General features: G+C 60.1%; 18 protein-coding genes and 1 other RNA gene. 11 read left to right on the forward strand and 8 right to left on the reverse strand.

The genetic code is table 11. The features are described 5' to 3' along the window. Positions 1–11: 11 nt before the first annotated feature. Positions 12–488 carry a sn-glycerol-3-phosphate transporter gene (locus GPL81_RS00450; protein ID WP_160104779.1) on the reverse strand — a complete coding sequence of 159 codons (477 nt, stop codon included), beginning with the start codon at positions 486–488 and terminating at the stop codon, positions 12–14. Positions 489–836: 348 nt separating this feature from the next. Here GPL81_RS00450 and GPL81_RS00455 point away from each other — a divergent pair, with 348 nt between their 5' ends. Beyond that, positions 837–1,505, forward strand: a complete 669-nt coding sequence (locus GPL81_RS00455) for a gamma-glutamylcyclotransferase (protein WP_160104780.1) — start codon at positions 837–839, stop codon at positions 1,503–1,505. Here the strand turns inward: GPL81_RS00455 and glpT are convergent. Further along, complete coding sequence (gene glpT, locus GPL81_RS00460; RefSeq protein ID WP_160104781.1) at positions 1,481–2,830, reverse strand: glycerol-3-phosphate transporter; 1,350 nt, start codon at positions 2,828–2,830, stop codon at positions 1,481–1,483. The two genes, GPL81_RS00455 and glpT, sit on opposite strands and share 25 nt — an antisense overlap. 329 nt (positions 2,831–3,159) lie before the next feature. Here glpT and GPL81_RS00465 point away from each other — a divergent pair, with 329 nt between their 5' ends. Beyond that, entirely contained in the window at positions 3,160–3,774 is a 615-nt protein-coding gene (locus GPL81_RS00465; protein ID WP_160104782.1) for an energy transducer TonB, read from the forward strand. Positions 3,775–3,825: 51 nt separating this feature from the next. Here GPL81_RS00465 and GPL81_RS00470 read toward each other — a convergent pair whose 3' ends face one another. Beyond that, positions 3,826–4,803 carry an NADPH:quinone oxidoreductase family protein gene (locus GPL81_RS00470; RefSeq protein WP_160104783.1) on the reverse strand — a complete coding sequence of 326 codons (978 nt, stop codon included), beginning with the start codon at positions 4,801–4,803 and terminating at the stop codon, positions 3,826–3,828. Positions 4,804–4,953: 150 nt separating this feature from the next. Here GPL81_RS00470 and GPL81_RS00475 point away from each other — a divergent pair, with 150 nt between their 5' ends. Then, positions 4,954–5,361, forward strand: coding sequence for a flagellar basal body-associated protein FliL (locus GPL81_RS00475; protein WP_096514297.1), 408 nt, complete (start codon positions 4,954–4,956; stop codon positions 5,359–5,361). Positions 5,362–5,456: 95 nt separating this feature from the next. On the opposite strand, the gene GPL81_RS00480 is transcribed toward GPL81_RS00475, so the two are convergent. After that, a complete protein-coding gene (locus GPL81_RS00480) occupies positions 5,457–5,906 on the reverse strand; it encodes an EVE domain-containing protein (protein WP_160104784.1) in 450 nt (149 codons plus the stop codon). Between the two features lie 195 nt (positions 5,907–6,101). On the opposite strand from GPL81_RS00480, the gene GPL81_RS31030 reads away from it, so the two are divergent. After that, positions 6,102–6,257, forward strand: coding sequence for a hypothetical protein (locus tag GPL81_RS31030; protein WP_178122549.1), 156 nt, complete (start codon positions 6,102–6,104; stop codon positions 6,255–6,257). A 35-nt stretch (positions 6,258–6,292) separates the two neighbouring features. Here GPL81_RS31030 and GPL81_RS00485 read toward each other — a convergent pair whose 3' ends face one another. The 4 genes from GPL81_RS00485 to GPL81_RS00500 form a co-directional block, all read right to left on the reverse strand. Further along, positions 6,293–6,898, reverse strand: a complete 606-nt coding sequence (locus GPL81_RS00485) for a 5-formyltetrahydrofolate cyclo-ligase (RefSeq protein ID WP_160104785.1) — start codon at positions 6,896–6,898, stop codon at positions 6,293–6,295. An 85-nt stretch (positions 6,899–6,983) separates the two neighbouring features. Next, positions 6,984–7,162: non-coding RNA, 6S RNA (gene ssrS / locus GPL81_RS00490), on the reverse strand. A gap of 30 nt (positions 7,163–7,192) precedes the next feature. Next, a complete protein-coding gene (locus GPL81_RS00495) occupies positions 7,193–7,510 on the reverse strand; it encodes a cell division protein ZapA (RefSeq protein ID WP_096514301.1) in 318 nt (105 codons plus the stop codon). Beyond that, entirely contained in the window at positions 7,507–7,716 is a 210-nt protein-coding gene (locus tag GPL81_RS00500) for a TIGR02449 family protein (protein WP_007982902.1), read from the reverse strand. The genes GPL81_RS00495 and GPL81_RS00500 overlap by 4 nt, the downstream gene beginning before the upstream one ends. A 208-nt stretch (positions 7,717–7,924) precedes the next feature. Between GPL81_RS00500 and GPL81_RS00505 the strand changes: the two genes are divergently transcribed. The 7 genes from GPL81_RS00505 (at position 7,925) to GPL81_RS00535 (ending at position 15,802) form a co-directional block, all read left to right on the forward strand. Next, the gene (locus tag GPL81_RS00505) at positions 7,925–8,485 is read left to right on the forward strand and encodes a YecA/YgfB family protein (RefSeq protein ID WP_160104786.1); all 561 of its coding nucleotides are present in this window, start codon (positions 7,925–7,927) and stop codon (positions 8,483–8,485) included. A 26-nt stretch (positions 8,486–8,511) separates the two neighbouring features. Further along, positions 8,512–9,846, forward strand: a complete 1,335-nt coding sequence (gene pepP, locus GPL81_RS00510) for a Xaa-Pro aminopeptidase (protein ID WP_160104787.1) — start codon at positions 8,512–8,514, stop codon at positions 9,844–9,846. Continuing rightward, the gene (gene ubiH / locus GPL81_RS00515) at positions 9,843–11,030 is read left to right on the forward strand and encodes a 2-octaprenyl-6-methoxyphenyl hydroxylase (protein WP_096514305.1); all 1,188 of its coding nucleotides are present in this window, start codon (positions 9,843–9,845) and stop codon (positions 11,028–11,030) included. Before pepP ends, ubiH begins: the two co-directional genes overlap by 4 nt. Then, complete coding sequence (locus GPL81_RS00520; RefSeq protein ID WP_160104788.1) at positions 11,023–11,508, forward strand: DUF4442 domain-containing protein; 486 nt, start codon at positions 11,023–11,025, stop codon at positions 11,506–11,508. The genes ubiH and GPL81_RS00520 overlap by 8 nt, the downstream gene beginning before the upstream one ends. A gap of 9 nt (positions 11,509–11,517) precedes the next feature. Further along, the gene (locus tag GPL81_RS00525) at positions 11,518–12,735 is read left to right on the forward strand and encodes a 2-octaprenyl-3-methyl-6-methoxy-1,4-benzoquinol hydroxylase (protein WP_178122551.1); all 1,218 of its coding nucleotides are present in this window, start codon (positions 11,518–11,520) and stop codon (positions 12,733–12,735) included. Between the two features lie 247 nt (positions 12,736–12,982). After that, entirely contained in the window at positions 12,983–13,987 is a 1,005-nt protein-coding gene (locus tag GPL81_RS00530) for an extracellular solute-binding protein (protein ID WP_160104790.1), read from the forward strand. A gap of 198 nt (positions 13,988–14,185) precedes the next feature. After that, complete coding sequence (locus tag GPL81_RS00535) at positions 14,186–15,802, forward strand: ABC transporter permease (protein WP_160104791.1); 1,617 nt, start codon at positions 14,186–14,188, stop codon at positions 15,800–15,802. Positions 15,803–15,864 lie beyond the last annotated feature (62 nt).

Here is a 15,864-nt window from a genome sequence, read left to right on the forward strand (position 1 = left end):
GCAAGCAAGCGCTAGAAACGAACACCGGTAGTGATCATGGCGGCGTTGAAACCGAGCAACACCAGCTCAGCCGCCAAGGGTCCGTAATGTGCGCCGAGTGAAGGGATGATCACCGGTGCGACCCCAAAGCGATTCAATGGGATCTTGTCCTGATACTTGCCGCTGTAACCTTCCAGCAGACCGCCGGTAAGTTTGATATACACGGGATAGTTGGCGTTTTCGTAGCGTTGACCGGCATAAGCATAATATGAACGCTGGCTGAACGAGTTGCGAAAAGTGGCGGCGCCAAACAACCAGCCGGACGCTTCGTCGCGCTCAAGGCCAATAAGATCCTGATTGTTGTTGTGGTCAGGGTCGGGCGAATAGTGTTTTGTATAGACACTGGTCTGCAGATACCACAATCCCGTGTCCTTGGAGGTTGTGTCCTGCGCCAGCGCAAGCGGCGTCAAGAGCATGAGCAGCAGCCCGTACATCCCTGGGTATTTCATCGTGCAGCCCCTGTAAAGGCAGTTTGGCTTGCGCCTGTGGGTGGCTGTTATACGCGACGTCCGATGCAGTGGGCAGGCGGAAGATCCGTAGGTGGCGTAGGAAGTTTCTGATAGGTAGTTTTTATCCTAGACGGGCATAATGCTTATGCATATTTCATTCTGGTATTTAAAATAGTTACAGAATGATATTAAGGTATATAGGTGTCGCTTCCAGCATTCAGGTTTGAAGTGCCTGTCGGAAGGTCACACGGTCTTAATTTCTTTTCGTTTTACCTTTACTGCTATATGTTCTATTACGTAAATGTTGCTTACATTTTGTAATGCTTGCAGGGTCGATCCCCTATCGCCATGAGCGCCATTGAATCTTCGTTTTTGAACCTGACTTACCCTCCGCGGCTCGATCTGGGGCCACAGCTCACACATGAACAATTGCTCAGCTCGATGCAATCGACCATGGCTCGACACAAGGGTGGGCCTGTGTGGTTGTTCGCGTACGGTTCGTTGATCTGGCGCCCTGAGTGCACAGCGGTTGAGCGGGTTCGCGGGCGGGTGCATGGCTACCATCGCGGTCTGTACCTGTGGTCCCACGAACATCGCGGCACGCCGGAAATGCCAGGGCTGGTATTCGGTCTTGATCGCGGCGGCTCATGCAGCGGCTTTGCCTATCGCTTGCCGGAAGAACAACTGGAGGCTTCGTTGTATGCGCTATGGAAGCGCGAGATGCCGTTCCCGTCCTACCGCCCGCACTGGCTCAACTGCCGGCTGGAAGACGGCAACCAGGTTCAGGCGTTGGGTTTTGTTCTGGAGCGGCACTTGCCCAGCTACGCCGGCAACTTGCCGGATCATGTGCTGAGCCACGTGTTCGAAAACGCTTGCGGGCGTTACGGCACCACTCGCGATTATGTCGAGCAGACCGCCCGCGCCCTGCGCAGCCACGCCATGCCAGACCGGAATCTGGAGGCGCGGCTCAAGCGCTGCAAATCAAAGTCTGATCAGGCGAGCGCTTCGCGGCTCTGACTGGCGACTTGCTTGTGCCACAGCGTTGGCGCAAGGAACGCCATCGCCAGCAGGCATGCACCAATCAGCAAGACGAAGCCGCCGTCCCAGCCAAAATGGTCCACGGTATAGCCCATCGCTGCACTGGCTGCGACCGATCCTCCCAGGTACCCGAACAGACCGGTAAATCCCGCAGCCGTGCCGGCGGCTTTCTTCGGTGCCAGTTCCAGCGCTTGCAGGCCGATCAACATCACCGGGCCATAGATCAGGAAGCCGATGGAAATCAGCGCGATCATGTCGACGGTCGGGTTGCCCGCGGGGTTGAGCCAATACACCAGTGTCGCCACGGTCACCAGTGCCATGAACACCATGCCGGTCAGGCCACGGTTGCCACGGAAGATCTTGTCCGACATCCAGCCGCACAGCAGCGTGCCCGGAATACCGGCCCACTCATAAAAGAAGTACGCCCAGGACGTCTTGTCCACGGTGAAACCCTTGGCTTCCTTTAGATAGGTCGGCGCCCAGTCCAGCACGCCATAGCGCAGCAGGTAGACAAAGACGTTGGCCATGGCGATGTACCAGAGCATCTTGTTGCGCAACACATACTTGACGAAGATTTCCTTGGCGCTGAATTCTTCTTCGTGGCTGGCGTCGTAGCCTTCCGGGTAGTCATTCTTGTACTTCTCGATCGGCGGCAGGCCGACTGATTGCGGGGTATCGCGCATCACGATGAAAGCAAACACCGCCACCGCCAGGGCCACCGCCGCCGGCACGTAGAACGCCGCGTGCCAGTCATTGAACAGGCCCATGCCAATAAGGAACAGCGGGCCGATCAAGCCGCCGCCGACGTTGTGCGCCACGTTCCACAGCGATACCACGCCGCCGCGTTCCTTTTGCGACCACCAGTGCACCATGGTCCGCCCACTCGGCGGCCAGCCCATGCCCTGCGCCCAGCCGTTGATGAACAGCAGCACGAACATGATGGTCACGCTGGACGTCGCCCAATGCGCAAAACCGAAAATGAACATCACCGCAGCCGAGACCAGCAGGCCGAACGGCAGGAAGAAACGCGGGTTGGAGCGGTCGGACACAATGCCCATCAGGAACTTGGACAGGCCGTAGGCAATGGCAATTGCCGACAGCGCCACGCCCAGCTCACCGCGGGTGTAACCCTGTTCGATCAGGTAGGGCATGGCCAGGGAGAAGTTTTTGCGCAGCAGGTAATAACCCGCGTAACCGATAAAAATACCGGCGAAGATCTGCCAGCGCAGGCGTCGGTAGGTGCTGTCTATTTTTTCTTCAGGCAAGGGAGCCTGATGTGCGGCAGGACGAAAGAAAGCAAACATTCAAGAGCTCCAAATTTCTTGTTTTGACTGCGGATGCGAATATTACAGTTTCGTTACCGAAAATAGCATCGATTCTCATCGGCAAATCAGTGGAAATGTTGGAAATCGAGTGTTGCTTTATGAACATGTCGTTCAGACATAAATGAAGGGCGGTGTAGGAAGGATTACCTGCTGCCGCTTTGATGCGGCAGTTCCGTTCGGAATAGGGCAAGTCTTTGGGAAAGGTCCTGCACTTTTACCGGAAGCCATGACCTTCAGCCCAAAGCCTTCGATCTTTACCCTTTGTCTTGCTGCCAGGTCTGGCAGTTCAGGCGCGAAAGGGAGGGGTTATGCGGTGGGTGGTGTGTGTAGTGCTGCTGTTGGTGTTGTCTGTTGAAAGCAGAGCGGACGTGTTCCTGATACCGGAATACAACCCCAGGCCGGTTTACTCGCTGGAGTTGCAACGGACCGGGATCATCGGCGATGTCCGGGTCGGGTTTACAGTCCATGCCGATGGTTCGGTGAGTAAGGTGAGTATTTTGCAAAGCGATCATCCTGATCTGGCCGAGGCGACCAGGGTTGCGATATCTCAGTGGAGGTTCAAACCCTGGACGGTCGAGGGTGACAAGCCTTCCGAGCAAGACGTGATTGCGCCGATGAAGTTTGGATTCGACGTGTATCTATCGATTGACTTCAATCAGAGACTCAAGGAGCTGAAGTGTCGCGACATTAATGAAGCTTTCGTGCGTCTACCGGAGCACAAGCGGATTGACGCCGCGCCGTTCCACTACACCCGAGCCTATCTGTCGAATGCGTGTTCCAAAGCGACATTGTCGGACGAGCGGCGTCTGGCGCTGATAGCGAAGATGAACAGGATGGTGCCCACCATCGTCAGGCAATGCCTGAGCAGCCCGGGCTCCAGGTATTCGAGGTTTTTGCCGAAGGATATTCGCGAGTTGCTTTAGTTTTGATCAGGTCTGGACAACGTTGATCGAAGCCCAGACCTTCTGCCGGGCTCAGCGAACCTGCACCACCACCTTGCCAACCGCCTTGCGCTGGCCAAGGTCATTGATCGCTTGCGCGGCATTGCCCAGTGGGTACACCTGCGATACCAGCGGTTTCAACTTGCCTTCGGCAAACCAGCCGAACAATTGCTGGAAGTTCGCCGCGTTGTCCTGCGGCTGGCGCTGGGCGAACGATCCCCAGAACACCCCGACCACGGCTGCGCCTTTGAGCAGGGCGAGGTTCACCGGGAGTTCGGGGATGCGGCCGCTGGCGAAGCCGACCACCAGCAGGCGACCGTTCCAGGCGATGGAGCGGACGGCTTGGTCGAACAGGTCGCCGCCCACCGGGTCGTAAATCACGTCGGCGCCCTGGCCATCGGTCAGGCGTTTGATTTCGTCCTTGAGGCTGGTTTCGCTGTAGTTGATCAGTTCATCGGCACCGGCGGCCTTGGCCACAGCCAGCTTTTCCGCGCTGCTGGCGGCAGCGATCACCCGGGCGCCCATGGCCTTGCCGATTTCCACGGCGGCCAGGCCGACGCCGCCGGAGGCACCGAGTACCAGCAGGGTTTCACCGGGTTGCAGGTTGCCGCGCTGCTTGAGCGCGTGCATCGAGGTGCCGTAGGTCATGCTGAAGGCGGCGGCGGTGTTGAAATCCATGGAGGACGGGATCGGCAGCACGTTGTAGCCCGGCACCGCGACCTGTTCGGCGAAGCTACCCCAGCCGGTCAGGGCCATGACCCGGTCACCGACTTTCAGATGGCTGACCTTTTCACCCACCGCGCTGACCACGCCAGCCGCTTCGCCGCCCGGGGAAAACGGGAAGGGCGGTTTGAATTGGTACTTGCCCTCGATGATCAGCGTGTCCGGGAAATTCACCCCGGCGGCGTGCACGTCCAGCAGGATTTCGTTCTTCTTCGCGACAGGACTGGCGACGTCTTCCAGCACCAGCGATTCGGCAGGGCCGAAGGCTTTGCACAGCACGGCTTTCATCAGGGCTATTCCTTTGGGAGTGATGGCCGATAAGTGTAGGTGTGTGAGTCGACGGGTCAACGAGCATGCCCGGCCCTGATAGTCAGCCATAAGCTTGTGCTTGAACGACGGGTCGATATGCTAGGCCGCAAACTGGATAAGGAGTGAATTGTGAAAGCGTGGATCATGTTGATGCTGGCCCTGTCCCTGCCTGTGGCAGCGGTGGCCGAAGAAGCCAAAGAAAGCACGGCGCCCAAGGTCAATTACATCACCTTGAGCCCGCCGTTCGTGGGTAACTATGGACTGGATGGCACGGCCAAGCTCAAGGTCTACAAGGCTGACGTGGCCCTGCGGGTCACTGGTGACGAGGCGTTTAAAGCAGTCAAGGCCAACGAGCCCTTGATCCGTAATCAGCTGGTGGCGCTGTTTGCTCAGCAGACCACCGAGACGATGAACAACGTCGAGGCCAAGGAGAAGCTGCGTCAGGAAGCGCTCAAGCAAACCCAGCAGGTATTGAACGACGAAACCGGCAAGCCGGTGGTTGAGGACTTGTTGTTCAACAACCTAATCATCCAGTAATGCTGGATCCTGTGGGAGCAAAGCTTGCTCGCGATAGCGTCCTCAAGATCGCCATCGCGAGCAAGCTTTGCTCCCACAAGAGCGATATCGCCGGCCTATATAAGCGCAACCACCGCCGCCCACTGCTCTGCTGTCACCGGCATCACCGACAGCCTCGACCCCTTCTGCACCAACGGCATCTCCGCCAGCGCCGTCTGCTGTTTCAGATAGTCCAGCTTCAGCACCCTGGAAAACGTCTCCACATGCGCGACATCAATCGCGCTCCAGGCGTTTTTTTCTACGGTAGCCTTCGGATCGTAGTAATGGCTTTCAGGCTCCAGCGCAGTCGGGTCCGGATACGCGGCTTCGACAATCTTGCCGATGCCGGCAATGCCCGGCTCGGGACAGCTGGAGTGGTAGAAGAAAAACTCGTCCCCCACCGCCATGGCCCTTAGAAAGTTCCGCGCCTGATAGTTTCGAACCCCGTCCCAGCGCGCTCTACCGAGCTTTTCCAGACCTTTGATCGAGAGTTCGTCGGGCTCGGATTTCATCAGCCAATAGGCCATGGTTTGGCTCCTTGCGGGGTGTGTGGACAGGTTGTCCGGCAATTTTATGACAAACCGACAGTCGGTTGACGCCACCATTTGCGCGCCGGTTCACGTTGTCGCAAAATGCCGGCCTTTCAAGCTTGACGCTGCTGCACGGCCTACAAACGGAAACCGCTGCTGTCATCGTGTTGATATGCCTTTGGGGGGCAATCGATGAAACGCAAACCGGATTTACTATGGATTTTGGTTATTCTGTTCGGCCTTGGCGTCGTGACCACCGGCTATGCCCAAAGCCTGTGGACCAACAAGACCGACGCGCCGGTCGAAGTCTCGCCGTTGCAGCAACAGTCGACAGCCTTCAAGCGCTGAATCTGTTTTCTCGACGCCGCTGATTGCAGTGGCGTCTAATCTGCGTAGTACCACGCCTTGTCCGTCACCGTTCCTTGCAACGGCACATCCCAGCTCGCTTGAGCCAGTCGCTCCACTTTCTGACATTCATGGGCCAGCCCCAGTAACGTCGGCTTGCGCCAGTCATTACGGCGCGCCAGGTAGGCCAGGCTTCGATCATAAAAGCCACCGCCCATGCCCAGGCGTCCACCGACATCGTCAAACCCCACTAACGGCAGCAGCACAAGATCCAGCGCCCAGACTTTGCGTTGCCGGGCGAGGTTGTGCCTCGGTTCGAGAATACGAAATCGGTTGGGCTTGAGTTTTTCGCCGGGGCGGATGCGCTGGAACACCATTTTGGTTCGCGGCCAGGCGCTGAGCACCGGCAGATAGGTGGCCTTGCCCCGACGCTGGGCGGCACGCAGCAGCAGTCTCGGATCGATTTCGCCGTCGGTGGGCAGATAAAGAGAGATGTGTTTGGCGCGGCGGAACAGCGGTTGCTGGGCCAATTGCTTGTACAGCCCGCGAGCAGCCTGGCGCTGCTGGCTGGGTGTCAGTGCGCGGCGGGCTTTGCGCAGCATGCGTCGAAGTTGCGGGCGGGGAAGCAGCGCAGGTTCGTTCATGAATTCGGGCTTCAACAATACGGGTAGGTGAAGCGTACCCGTAAAAAAGCCGATGCCGGTATAAAAACCGGCATCGGCTGGAATCAGGCTCCCCGAATGTGCCGCTGTCGACTTAGCCCTTGAACCCGAAAGTTCAAGGTGGAAGATGCAGTAGGCTTTAAGGCTTTCCGTCTAGCGGACATGCACACCAGCCCAACGTGCAACCTCCAGGGTATAGCAAATCGGCTCAGGGACATCGCCAACTGGCAAGCACCCCAGGGAGTGAGCAGAGTATACCGCAAGCGGTGGCGCGAATCAGCCTTTGGTGACATCCGGATCGGTGGCGAGCACCAGATCGACGCGATCGAGCAGGTCGCGCACCTGCTCGCGGGTCGAGCCGCTGGCCTGGATACTCGGGCGTTCTTCCTTGTGCAGCAGGTCGTGGGTGATGTTCAGGGCGGCCATGACGGCGATGCGGTCGGCGCCGATGACTTTGCCGCTGCTGCGGATTTCGCGCATCTTGCCGTCCAGGTAACGGGCGGCGCTCACCAGGTTGCTGCGTTCTTCCTGGGGGCAAATGATCGAATATTCTTTGTCGAGGATCTGCACGGTGACGCTATTGCTTGAACTCATGAGTCTTGCTCCAGGGCCTTGAGGCGCGAAATCATCGATTCGACCTTACGCCGGGCGATTTCGTTTTTTTCAATGAGGTGAGCGCGTTCCTCGCGCCAGGTCTTTTCCTGTGCTAGTAAGAGTCCGTTTTGGCTCTTAAGTTGCTCGACTCGGGTAATCAGCAGTTCGAGTCTGGCCATCAGCGCTTGCAGGTCGGTGTCTTCCATTGTGTCCACGGTTCGTCTGATGGGTGGTAGCTGGCGGACCATTGCAGGAGCGAGCTTGCTCGCGATGGTCGCCAACGATAACGCTGGGTCCCTGACACCCCGCAGTGTTTTCGGGTTCATCGCGAGCAAGCTCGCTCCTACAGGGGTAGTCGATGTAGGATACAAGGCCTTCATTCTAGACATAGCGCCGTCTGGCGCCTAGCTGCCCATGCCCATTCAGAATTCTCCGTACCAAGCCTTCGCCACCCTGCTGACTTCCAGCGGTCACCCTGTCTCGCCTGCCGAACTGCACGGCCTGTTGCTCGGACGCAGCTGCGCCGGCGCCGGTTTCGATGCAGAGGGCTGGCTGATCGATGCCGCCGAACTGCTTGAAAGCGAGCCGCAGGACAACGTCCGCGCTGCCTTGCTCGGCCTGCAAGAGATGGTCAAGGGCGAACTCACCGGCGAGGACGTGACCGTCGTCCTGTTGCTGCCGACCGACGATGCCCCGCTGACCGAACGCGCCGTGGCACTGGGCCAGTGGTGTCAGGGTTTCCTCAGCGGTTTCGGTTTGAACTGCCGTGACAGCAGCATGCTGAGCACCGAGGCCACCGAAGTGTTGCAGGACCTGGCCGCCATTTCCCAGGTCCAGGACGCCCTGGAAGAATCCGAAGACGGCGAAACCGACTACATGGAAGTCATGGAGTACCTGCGCGTCGCGCCGCTGTTGCTGTTCTCCGAAACCAGGAAAGCGGACGAACCGGCGGCTGCCAAACCGTCGTTGCACTAATAGAAGACAGGGAACGCCATCTGCCCATGATTCATATCCCGAAATCGGAATACAGCCGTCGCCGCAAGGCGTTGATGGCGCAGATGGAGCCCAACAGCATCGCTATCCTGCCCGCCGCTGCGGTAGCCATTCGCAACCGCGACGTCGAGCACGTCTACCGTCAGGACAGCGACTTCCAGTACCTCAGTGGTTTCCCCGAGCCACAGGCCGTCCTGGTCTTGATGCCGGGGCGTTTGCATGGCGAATACATCCTGTTCTGCCGCGAACGCAACGCCGAACGGGAGTTGTGGGACGGCTTGCGCGCGGGCCAGGAAGGTGCGATCCGCGACTTCGGTGCCGACGATGCGTTTCCGATCACTGACATCGACGACATCCTGCCGGGCCTGATCGAAGGCCGTGACCGGGTGTATTCGGCCATGGGCAGCAATCCGGAATTCGACCGCCACCTGATGGAATGGATCAACGTGATCCGCTCCAAGGCCAGCCTTGGCGCCCAGCCGCCGAACGAATTCGTTGCGCTGGATCACTTGCTTCACGACATGCGCCTGTATAAATCGGCGGCAGAAGTGAAGGTGATGCGCGAGGCCGCGCGGATTTCCGCCCAGGCCCATGTACGCGCGATGCAGGCCAGCCGTGCCGGATTGCATGAGTTCAGCCTGGAAGCCGAACTCGACTACGAGTTCCGCAAGGGCGGGGCGAAGATGCCGGCCTACGGCTCGATCGTCGCGGCAGGGCGCAACAGCTGCATCCTGCACTATCAGCAGAATGACGCGGTGCTCAAGGACGGTGACCTGGTGCTGATCGACGCCGGTTGCGAGATCGATTGTTACGCCAGCGACATCACCCGCACCTGGCCGGTCAACGGCAAGTATTCAGCGGAGCAGAAAGCGATCTACGAGTTGGTGCTCGCAGCGCAGGAAGCCGCGTTTGCCGAGATTGCCCCGAACAAGCACTGGAATCAGGCCCACGAGGCCACAGTCCGGGTGATTACCGCTGGCCTGGTGGAGTTGGGGTTGTTGCAGGGCGACGTCGACGAATTGATCGCCAGTGAGGCCTACAAAGGGTTTTACATGCACCGTGCCGGTCACTGGCTGGGCATGGACGTGCATGATGTTGGCGAGTACAAGGTCGGCGGCGAATGGCGCGTGCTGGAGGTTGGCATGGCGCTGACCGTGGAGCCGGGGATCTACATTGCACCGGACAACAAGCACGTGGCGAAGAAGTGGCGCGGCATAGGCGTGCGCATCGAGGATGATGTTGTGGTCACCAAAAGCGGCTGTGAAATCCTGACCAGAGGCGTGCCGAAAACGGTCGCCGAGATCGAGGCCTTGATGGCGCAAGCACGGACACAAGCGGCATGAGTCGAGTCAATCTGGCAATCATCGGCGGTGGCCTGGTTGGCGCCAGCCTGGCCATGGCCTTGCAGGCCGGGGCCCGTGCCCGGGGCTGGAAGATCGTACTGATCGAACCCTTTGCCCCCGGCGATACCTATCAACCCAGCTATGACGCGCGCTCCACGGCATTGTCCTTTGGCGCCCGGCAGATTTATCAACGGCTGGGCGTCTGGCAGGAGATTTCCCGCCGCGCCGAACCGATCAAACAGATTCACGTCTCCGACCGTGGGCGATTTTCCACGGCGCGATTGTCGGCGATGGAAGAGGGCGTTCCTGCGCTGGGTTATGTCGTGGAAAACGCCTGGCTCGGCCAATGCCTGTGGCAGGGCCTGGACAAGGACGTGATCAGTTGGCGTTGCCCGGCGGAAGTTACCCGCATGGAACCGCTCACCGACGGCTATCGCCTGACCCTCAATGACGAAACCACCCTGGATTGCGACCTCGCGGTACTCGCCGATGGCGGCCGTTCCGGCCTGCGCGAGCAACTGGGTATCGGTGTCAGAACGCGCCCCTACAACCAGAGCGCGCTGATCGCCAACATCACCCCGAGCGAAGCCCACAACGGCATGGCCTTCGAGCGCTTCACCGACGATGGCCCGATGGCCTTGCTGCCGTTGCCGGACAATCGTTGCGCATTGGTCTGGACCCGTCTGGGCATGGACGCGCAACGCCTGGCCGCCCTCGATGAACGCAGTTTTCTCAGCGAATTGCAGGGCGTGTTTGGCTATCGCCTCGGTTCGTTGAAGCAGGTCGGCGCACGGCACCTGTATCCGCTGTCACTGGTGGAGGCGGAGGAACAGGTGCGACCGCATCTGGCGATTCTCGGCAACGCCGCCCACAGCCTGCACCCGATTGCCGGCCAGGGGTTCAACCTGTCCTTGCGCGATGCCCAGGCGCTGGCCGATGCGTTGCTTGCCAGTGAGCAGGTGCTTGGGGATTTTGCGACCTTGCAGGCCTACCGCGAGCACCAGCGTCTGGATCAGAACCTCACCGTCGGTTTCTCCGACCAGGTCACGCGCCTGTTCGGCAGCACGCAGCCACTGGTTTCGCTGGGGCGCAATCTCGGCCTGCTCGGCCTCGATCTGTTGCCGCCGGCCAAGCGCTGGTTCGCCCGGCAGGCCATGGGCCTGGGTACTCGCCCTGATGTTTAAGTGGCTGAGCAGAATGTTTGGCAAGGCCAGGCTGATGCGCTGGTTCATGAGCTTCTACCCGCCATACCTCGGTGCCGGGGTTCGGGTGCGGCACATCAGCGATGATTTCCGTGACATTCAGGTGTCCATGGGCCTGGGCTGGTACAACCGCAATTACGTCGGCACCCAGTTCGGTGGCAGCCTGTACTCGATGGTCGATCCGTTCTTCATGCTGATGCTGATGGAGAACCTCGGGCGCAACTACATCGTCTGGGACAAGGCGGCCGACATCGATTTCATCGCACCGGGCAAAGGCCCGGTGTTTGCCCGCTTCAACATCGATGACACCTTGCTCGACGAAATCCGTCGGCAAACGGCAGACGGGCAAAAATACCTGCCGCAGTTGCAGGTCGATATTCACGACGGCGCCGGCCACCTGGTGGCGCGTGTCGGAAAAACCCTTTACGTGCGGCTCAAGCCGCAAGCGAGACAGGCTTAAAGCATGGAAATGCGCGCAGATCTGCTGATTGTCGGGGCTGGAATGGTCGGCAGCGCCCTGGCGCTGGCGTTGCAGGGCAGCGGGCTGGAAGTCCTGTTGCTGGACGGCAGCCCCTTGAGCGTCAAACCGTTTGACACTCAGGCGCCGTTTGAGCCACGGGTGAGCGCCTTGTCCATCGCCAGTCAGCGGATTCTCGATCGCCTTGGCGTCTGGGACGGCATCGCCAGCCGACGCAGCAGCCCGTACAGCGACATGCAGGTTTGGGATGGCAGCGGCACCGGACAGATTCACTTTGCCGCGGCCAGCGTGCATGCCGATGTGCTGGGCCATATCGTCGAGAATCGGGTAGTGCAGGATGCCTTGCTCGACCGCTTGCACGACTGCGATCTTGGCCTGCTGGCCAATGCGCGCCTGGAGCAGATGCGCCGCTCCGGTGACGATTGGCTGCTGACCCTGGCCGATGGCCGTACCTTGCGCGCACCGCTGGTGATCGCGGCGGATGGCGCCAACTCGGCGGTTCGACGCTTGACCGGCATGGCGACGCGGGAGTGGGATTATCTGCACCATGCCATCGTCACCAGTGTGCGCTGCTCGAAACCTCATCAAATGACGGCCTGGCAACGCTTTACCGATCACGGCCCGTTGGCGTTTCTACCGCTGGAATGTGATGGCCAGCAGGATTGGTGTTCGATCGTCTGGTCGACCACGCCGAGCGAAGCCGAACGCCTGATGGCACTGGATGACGAAGGCTTCTGTCGCGAGCTGGAACGGGCCTTCGAAGGTCGGCTGGGCAGTGTGCTCAGTGCCGATCCGCGCCTGCGCGTGCCGCTGCGTCAGCGCCATGCCAAGCGTTACGTGGCCGAAGGTCTGGCGTTGATTGGCGACGCGGCCCATACCATTCACCCGTTGGCCGGGCAGGGCGTGAACCTCGGGTTCCTCGATGCGGCGGTACTGGCCGAAGTACTGCTGCAGGCGGCCGCCCGGGGTGAGCGTCTGGCGGATGTGAAGGTGCTCAGCCGTTACGAGCGTCGACGCATGCCCCACAACCTGGCACTGATGGCGGCGATGGAAGGTTTCGAGCGGTTGTTCCAGGCCGATCCGTTGCCGGTTCGTTGGTTGCGCAATACCGGGTTGAAGATGGTGGACCGGATGCCCGAAGCCAAGGCGCTGTTTGTGCGTGAGGCGCTGGGGCTGACCGGGGATTTGCCGGCATTGGCCAAGGCTTGAGATCTTCGATGCGGCTGATGGCCTCTTCGCGGGCAAGCCCGCTCCTACAGGTATGGCGGTGTACATGCAAATGTGTGAACACTGGAGATCCCTGTGGGAGCGGGCTTGCCCGCGATGGCGTCCGCTCAGTCACCACACATCTTTGGTCGTGCAACATCTGGTAACTCCTCCGCGAACTGTTCGATTGAGAAGGCAAATGTGAGTCCTTATCATTTGCCCTCATTTTTTCAATCGAGAGACCGCTCCCATGTTGGCACCGAAGCGTCTACTGACCGCACTGGCCCTGACTCTAATCGGCAGCACCGCTGCCCAGGCTGCCGACGAGGTGGTGGTCTACTCCTCGCGTATCGACGAGCTGATCAAGCCGGTCTTCGATGCCTACACCGCGAAAACCGGCGTGAAGGTGAAGTTCATCACCGACAAGGAAGCGCCACTGATGCAGCGGATCAAGGCCGAGGGCGAGAATGCCACCGCCGACCTGCTGCTGACCGTCGATGCCGGTAACCTCTGGCAAGCCGAGCAAATGGGCATCCTCCAGCCGTTCACCTCGAAAACCATCGACGCCAACATCCCGCTGCAATATCGAGCGTCCTCCCATGCCTGGACCGGCCTGAGCCTGCGGGCGCGGACCATTGCCTATTCCACCGACCGGGTGAAGCCGGGTGAGTTGACCACCTACGAAGCGCTGGCCGACAAGAACTGGGAAGGCCGGCTGTGCCTGCGCACGGCGAAGAAGGTCTACAACCAGTCCCTGACCGCCACCATGATTGAAGTCCACGGCGCCGAGAAAACCGAGAAGATCCTCAAGGGCTGGGTCAGCAACCTGTCCACCGATGTGTTCTCCGACGACGTCGCGGTACTGGAGGCCATCAATGCCGGCCAGTGCGATGTCGGTATCGTCAACACCTACTACTACGGTCGCCTGCACAAGCAGAAGCCTGACCTGCCGGTGAAGCTGTTCTGGCCGAACCAGGCGGATCGTGGCGTGCACGTCAATCTCTCGGGTATCGGCCTGACCAAACATGCCCCGCACCCGGAAGCGGCCAAGGCCCTGGTGGAGTGGATGACCACGCCTGAGGCGCAGAAGATCTTTGCTGACGTGAACCAGGAATTCCCGGCCAACCCTGCCGTGCAGCCCTCTGCCGAAGTCGCCGCCTGGGGCAAGTTCGTGGCCGATACCTTGCCTGTCGAAGTCGCCGGCAAGCGCCAGGCCGAAGCGATTCGCATGATGGATCGGGCTGGCTGGAACTGAGCCGCCCGATTTACCACGCCCCGCCTATGCGGGGCGTTTTGTTTATCCGCAGGCGCCGCTGACCCTGTAGGAGCGAGCTTGCTCGCGAAAAAACGTCAACGATAACGCGGGGTACCTGACGGCTCGCGGTGCCCCGACGTTCATCGCGAGCAAGCTCGCTCCTACAGGGGCTTCTCCCATCCGCTAAAGAGATTGTCCTTGGCCCACCCCGCCCAACGCCGCTGGTATCCCCTGGTCTTCGCCATCGCTGCGCTGGTCCTGCTACCTCTGAGCGTTTTGCTGCTTTCCTGGCAAACCGTCGATCAACAGATCTGGTCCCACCTGTGGGACACGCAGATGCCGCGTCTGCTGGGTAACACCCTGACCCTGGTGTTTGGTGTCGGTGTCGGTGTGACAATCCTCGGTGTCAGCCTGGCCTGGCTCACCAGCCTCTGCGATTTCCCCGGCCGACGCTGGCTGGATTGGGCGTTGATGCTGCCCTTTGCAATTCCGGCCTACGTACTGGCATTCGTCTTCGTTGGCTTACTGGATTTTGCCGGTCCCGTGCAAACCCTGCTGCGCGAGTGGTTCGGCACGGGCCTGCGCTTGCCGCGTGTGCGCTCCACGGGCGGGGTGATTCTGGTTCTGGTGCTGGTGTTCTATCCCTACGTTTACCTGTTGGCTCGCACCGCGTTCCTGGCCCAGGGCAAAGGCTTGATGGAAGCCGCGCGGGTGCTTGGGCAATCGCCATGGCAAGCGTTCTGGCGGGTGGCAATGCCCATGGCACGACCGGCTATCGGTGCGGGCGTGGCATTGGCGCTGATGGAAACCCTGGCGGATTTCGGTGCGGTGTCAGTGTTCAATTTCGACACCTTCACAACTGCGATCTATAAGACCTGGTATGGATTTTTCAGCCTCTCCACCGCCGCGCAACTGGCCAGCCTATTGTTATTGGTGGTGATGGTGGTGCTGTACGGTGAACGTCGTGCGCGCGGGGCCAATCGGGCGAGCAACGAACGGCCACGGGTCAAGGCGCTGTATCACCTGCGAGGCGTCAAAGCGCTGCTGGCCACGGGATGGTGCAGTCTGGTGTTCGCTTGCGCCTTCGTCATACCGATGCTGCAATTGCTGGCGTGGTTCTGGCAACGCGGGCGCCTGGATCTGGACGAGCGTTACACAGGCCTGATCGTCCACACCTTGTACCTGGGCGCGATGGCGGCGTTGATCACTGTCAGTGTCGCCCTGGTCTTGGCGTTTGCCCGGCGGTTGGCGCCGACCCAGGGTATCCGTGCCGGAGTCAGCCTGGCCAATCTTGGCTACGCCTTGCCCGGTTCAGTGCTGGCGGTATCGATCATGCTGGCGTTCAGTTATCTGGACCGCGAATGGGTCATTCCGCTTTCCGGCTGGCTCGGTGGGGCCGGTAAACCGTTGCTGCTGGGGAGTCTGTCGGCGTTGCTGCTGGCGTATCTGGTGCGCTTCATTGCCGTGGCTTACGGGCCGCTGGAAAGCAGTTTGGCGCGTATACGGCCATCTTTGCCCGAAGCGGCACGTAGCCTGGGCGTCAGTGGACCGCGACTGTTTTTCAAAGTGTATCTGCCGTTGTTGCTGCCCGGCTCGTTGAGCGCCGCGTTGCTGGTGTTCGTCGATGTGCTCAAGGAAATGCCCGCGACCCTTCTGATGCGCCCGTTTGGCTGGGACACGCTGGCCGTTCGAATCTTCGAAATGACCAGCGAGGGCGAGTGGGCGAGAGCATCCTTGCCGGCACTGACCCTGGTTTTGGTCGGGTTGCTACCGGTCATCGGATTGATCCGGCGTTCGGCACATCGAAACAGCTAGGTGTCAGTCCTACACCTTGCGGCTACAATGCGCGGCATTCGGTGCGGTCCGTCTGACAGAAA

This window comes from Pseudomonas izuensis (genome assembly GCF_009861505.1).
GTDB lineage: Bacteria > Pseudomonadota > Gammaproteobacteria > Pseudomonadales > Pseudomonadaceae > Aquipseudomonas > Aquipseudomonas izuensis.

Coding starts and splice junctions, on each gene's coding strand:
- GPL81_RS00455 (WP_160104780.1), top strand. CDS start 837: ATGAGCGCCATTGAATCTTCGTTTTTGAACCTGACTTACCCTCCGCGG.
- GPL81_RS00480 (WP_160104784.1), bottom strand. CDS start 5,906: ATGGCCTATTGGCTGATGAAATCCGAGCCCGACGAACTCTCGATCAAA.
- GPL81_RS00505 (WP_160104786.1), top strand. CDS start 7,925: ATGCCCATTCAGAATTCTCCGTACCAAGCCTTCGCCACCCTGCTGACT.
- GPL81_RS00495 (WP_096514301.1), bottom strand. CDS start 7,510: ATGAGTTCAAGCAATAGCGTCACCGTGCAGATCCTCGACAAAGAATAT.
- GPL81_RS00470 (WP_160104783.1), bottom strand. CDS start 4,803: ATGAAAGCCGTGCTGTGCAAAGCCTTCGGCCCTGCCGAATCGCTGGTG.
- GPL81_RS00520 (WP_160104788.1), top strand. CDS start 11,023: ATGTTTAAGTGGCTGAGCAGAATGTTTGGCAAGGCCAGGCTGATGCGC.
- GPL81_RS00525 (WP_178122551.1), top strand. CDS start 11,518: ATGCGCGCAGATCTGCTGATTGTCGGGGCTGGAATGGTCGGCAGCGCC.
- GPL81_RS31030 (WP_178122549.1), top strand. CDS start 6,102: ATGAAACGCAAACCGGATTTACTATGGATTTTGGTTATTCTGTTCGGC.
- GPL81_RS00450 (WP_160104779.1), bottom strand. CDS start 488: ATGAAATACCCAGGGATGTACGGGCTGCTGCTCATGCTCTTGACGCCG.
- GPL81_RS00500 (WP_007982902.1), bottom strand. CDS start 7,716: ATGGAAGACACCGACCTGCAAGCGCTGATGGCCAGACTCGAACTGCTG.
- pepP (WP_160104787.1), top strand. CDS start 8,512: ATGATTCATATCCCGAAATCGGAATACAGCCGTCGCCGCAAGGCGTTG.
- GPL81_RS00530 (WP_160104790.1), top strand. CDS start 12,983: ATGTTGGCACCGAAGCGTCTACTGACCGCACTGGCCCTGACTCTAATC.
- ubiH (WP_096514305.1), top strand. CDS start 9,843: ATGAGTCGAGTCAATCTGGCAATCATCGGCGGTGGCCTGGTTGGCGCC.
- GPL81_RS00465 (WP_160104782.1), top strand. CDS start 3,160: ATGCGGTGGGTGGTGTGTGTAGTGCTGCTGTTGGTGTTGTCTGTTGAA.
- GPL81_RS00485 (WP_160104785.1), bottom strand. CDS start 6,898: ATGAACGAACCTGCGCTGCTTCCCCGCCCGCAACTTCGACGCATGCTG.
- glpT (WP_160104781.1), bottom strand. CDS start 2,830: ATGTTTGCTTTCTTTCGTCCTGCCGCACATCAGGCTCCCTTGCCTGAA.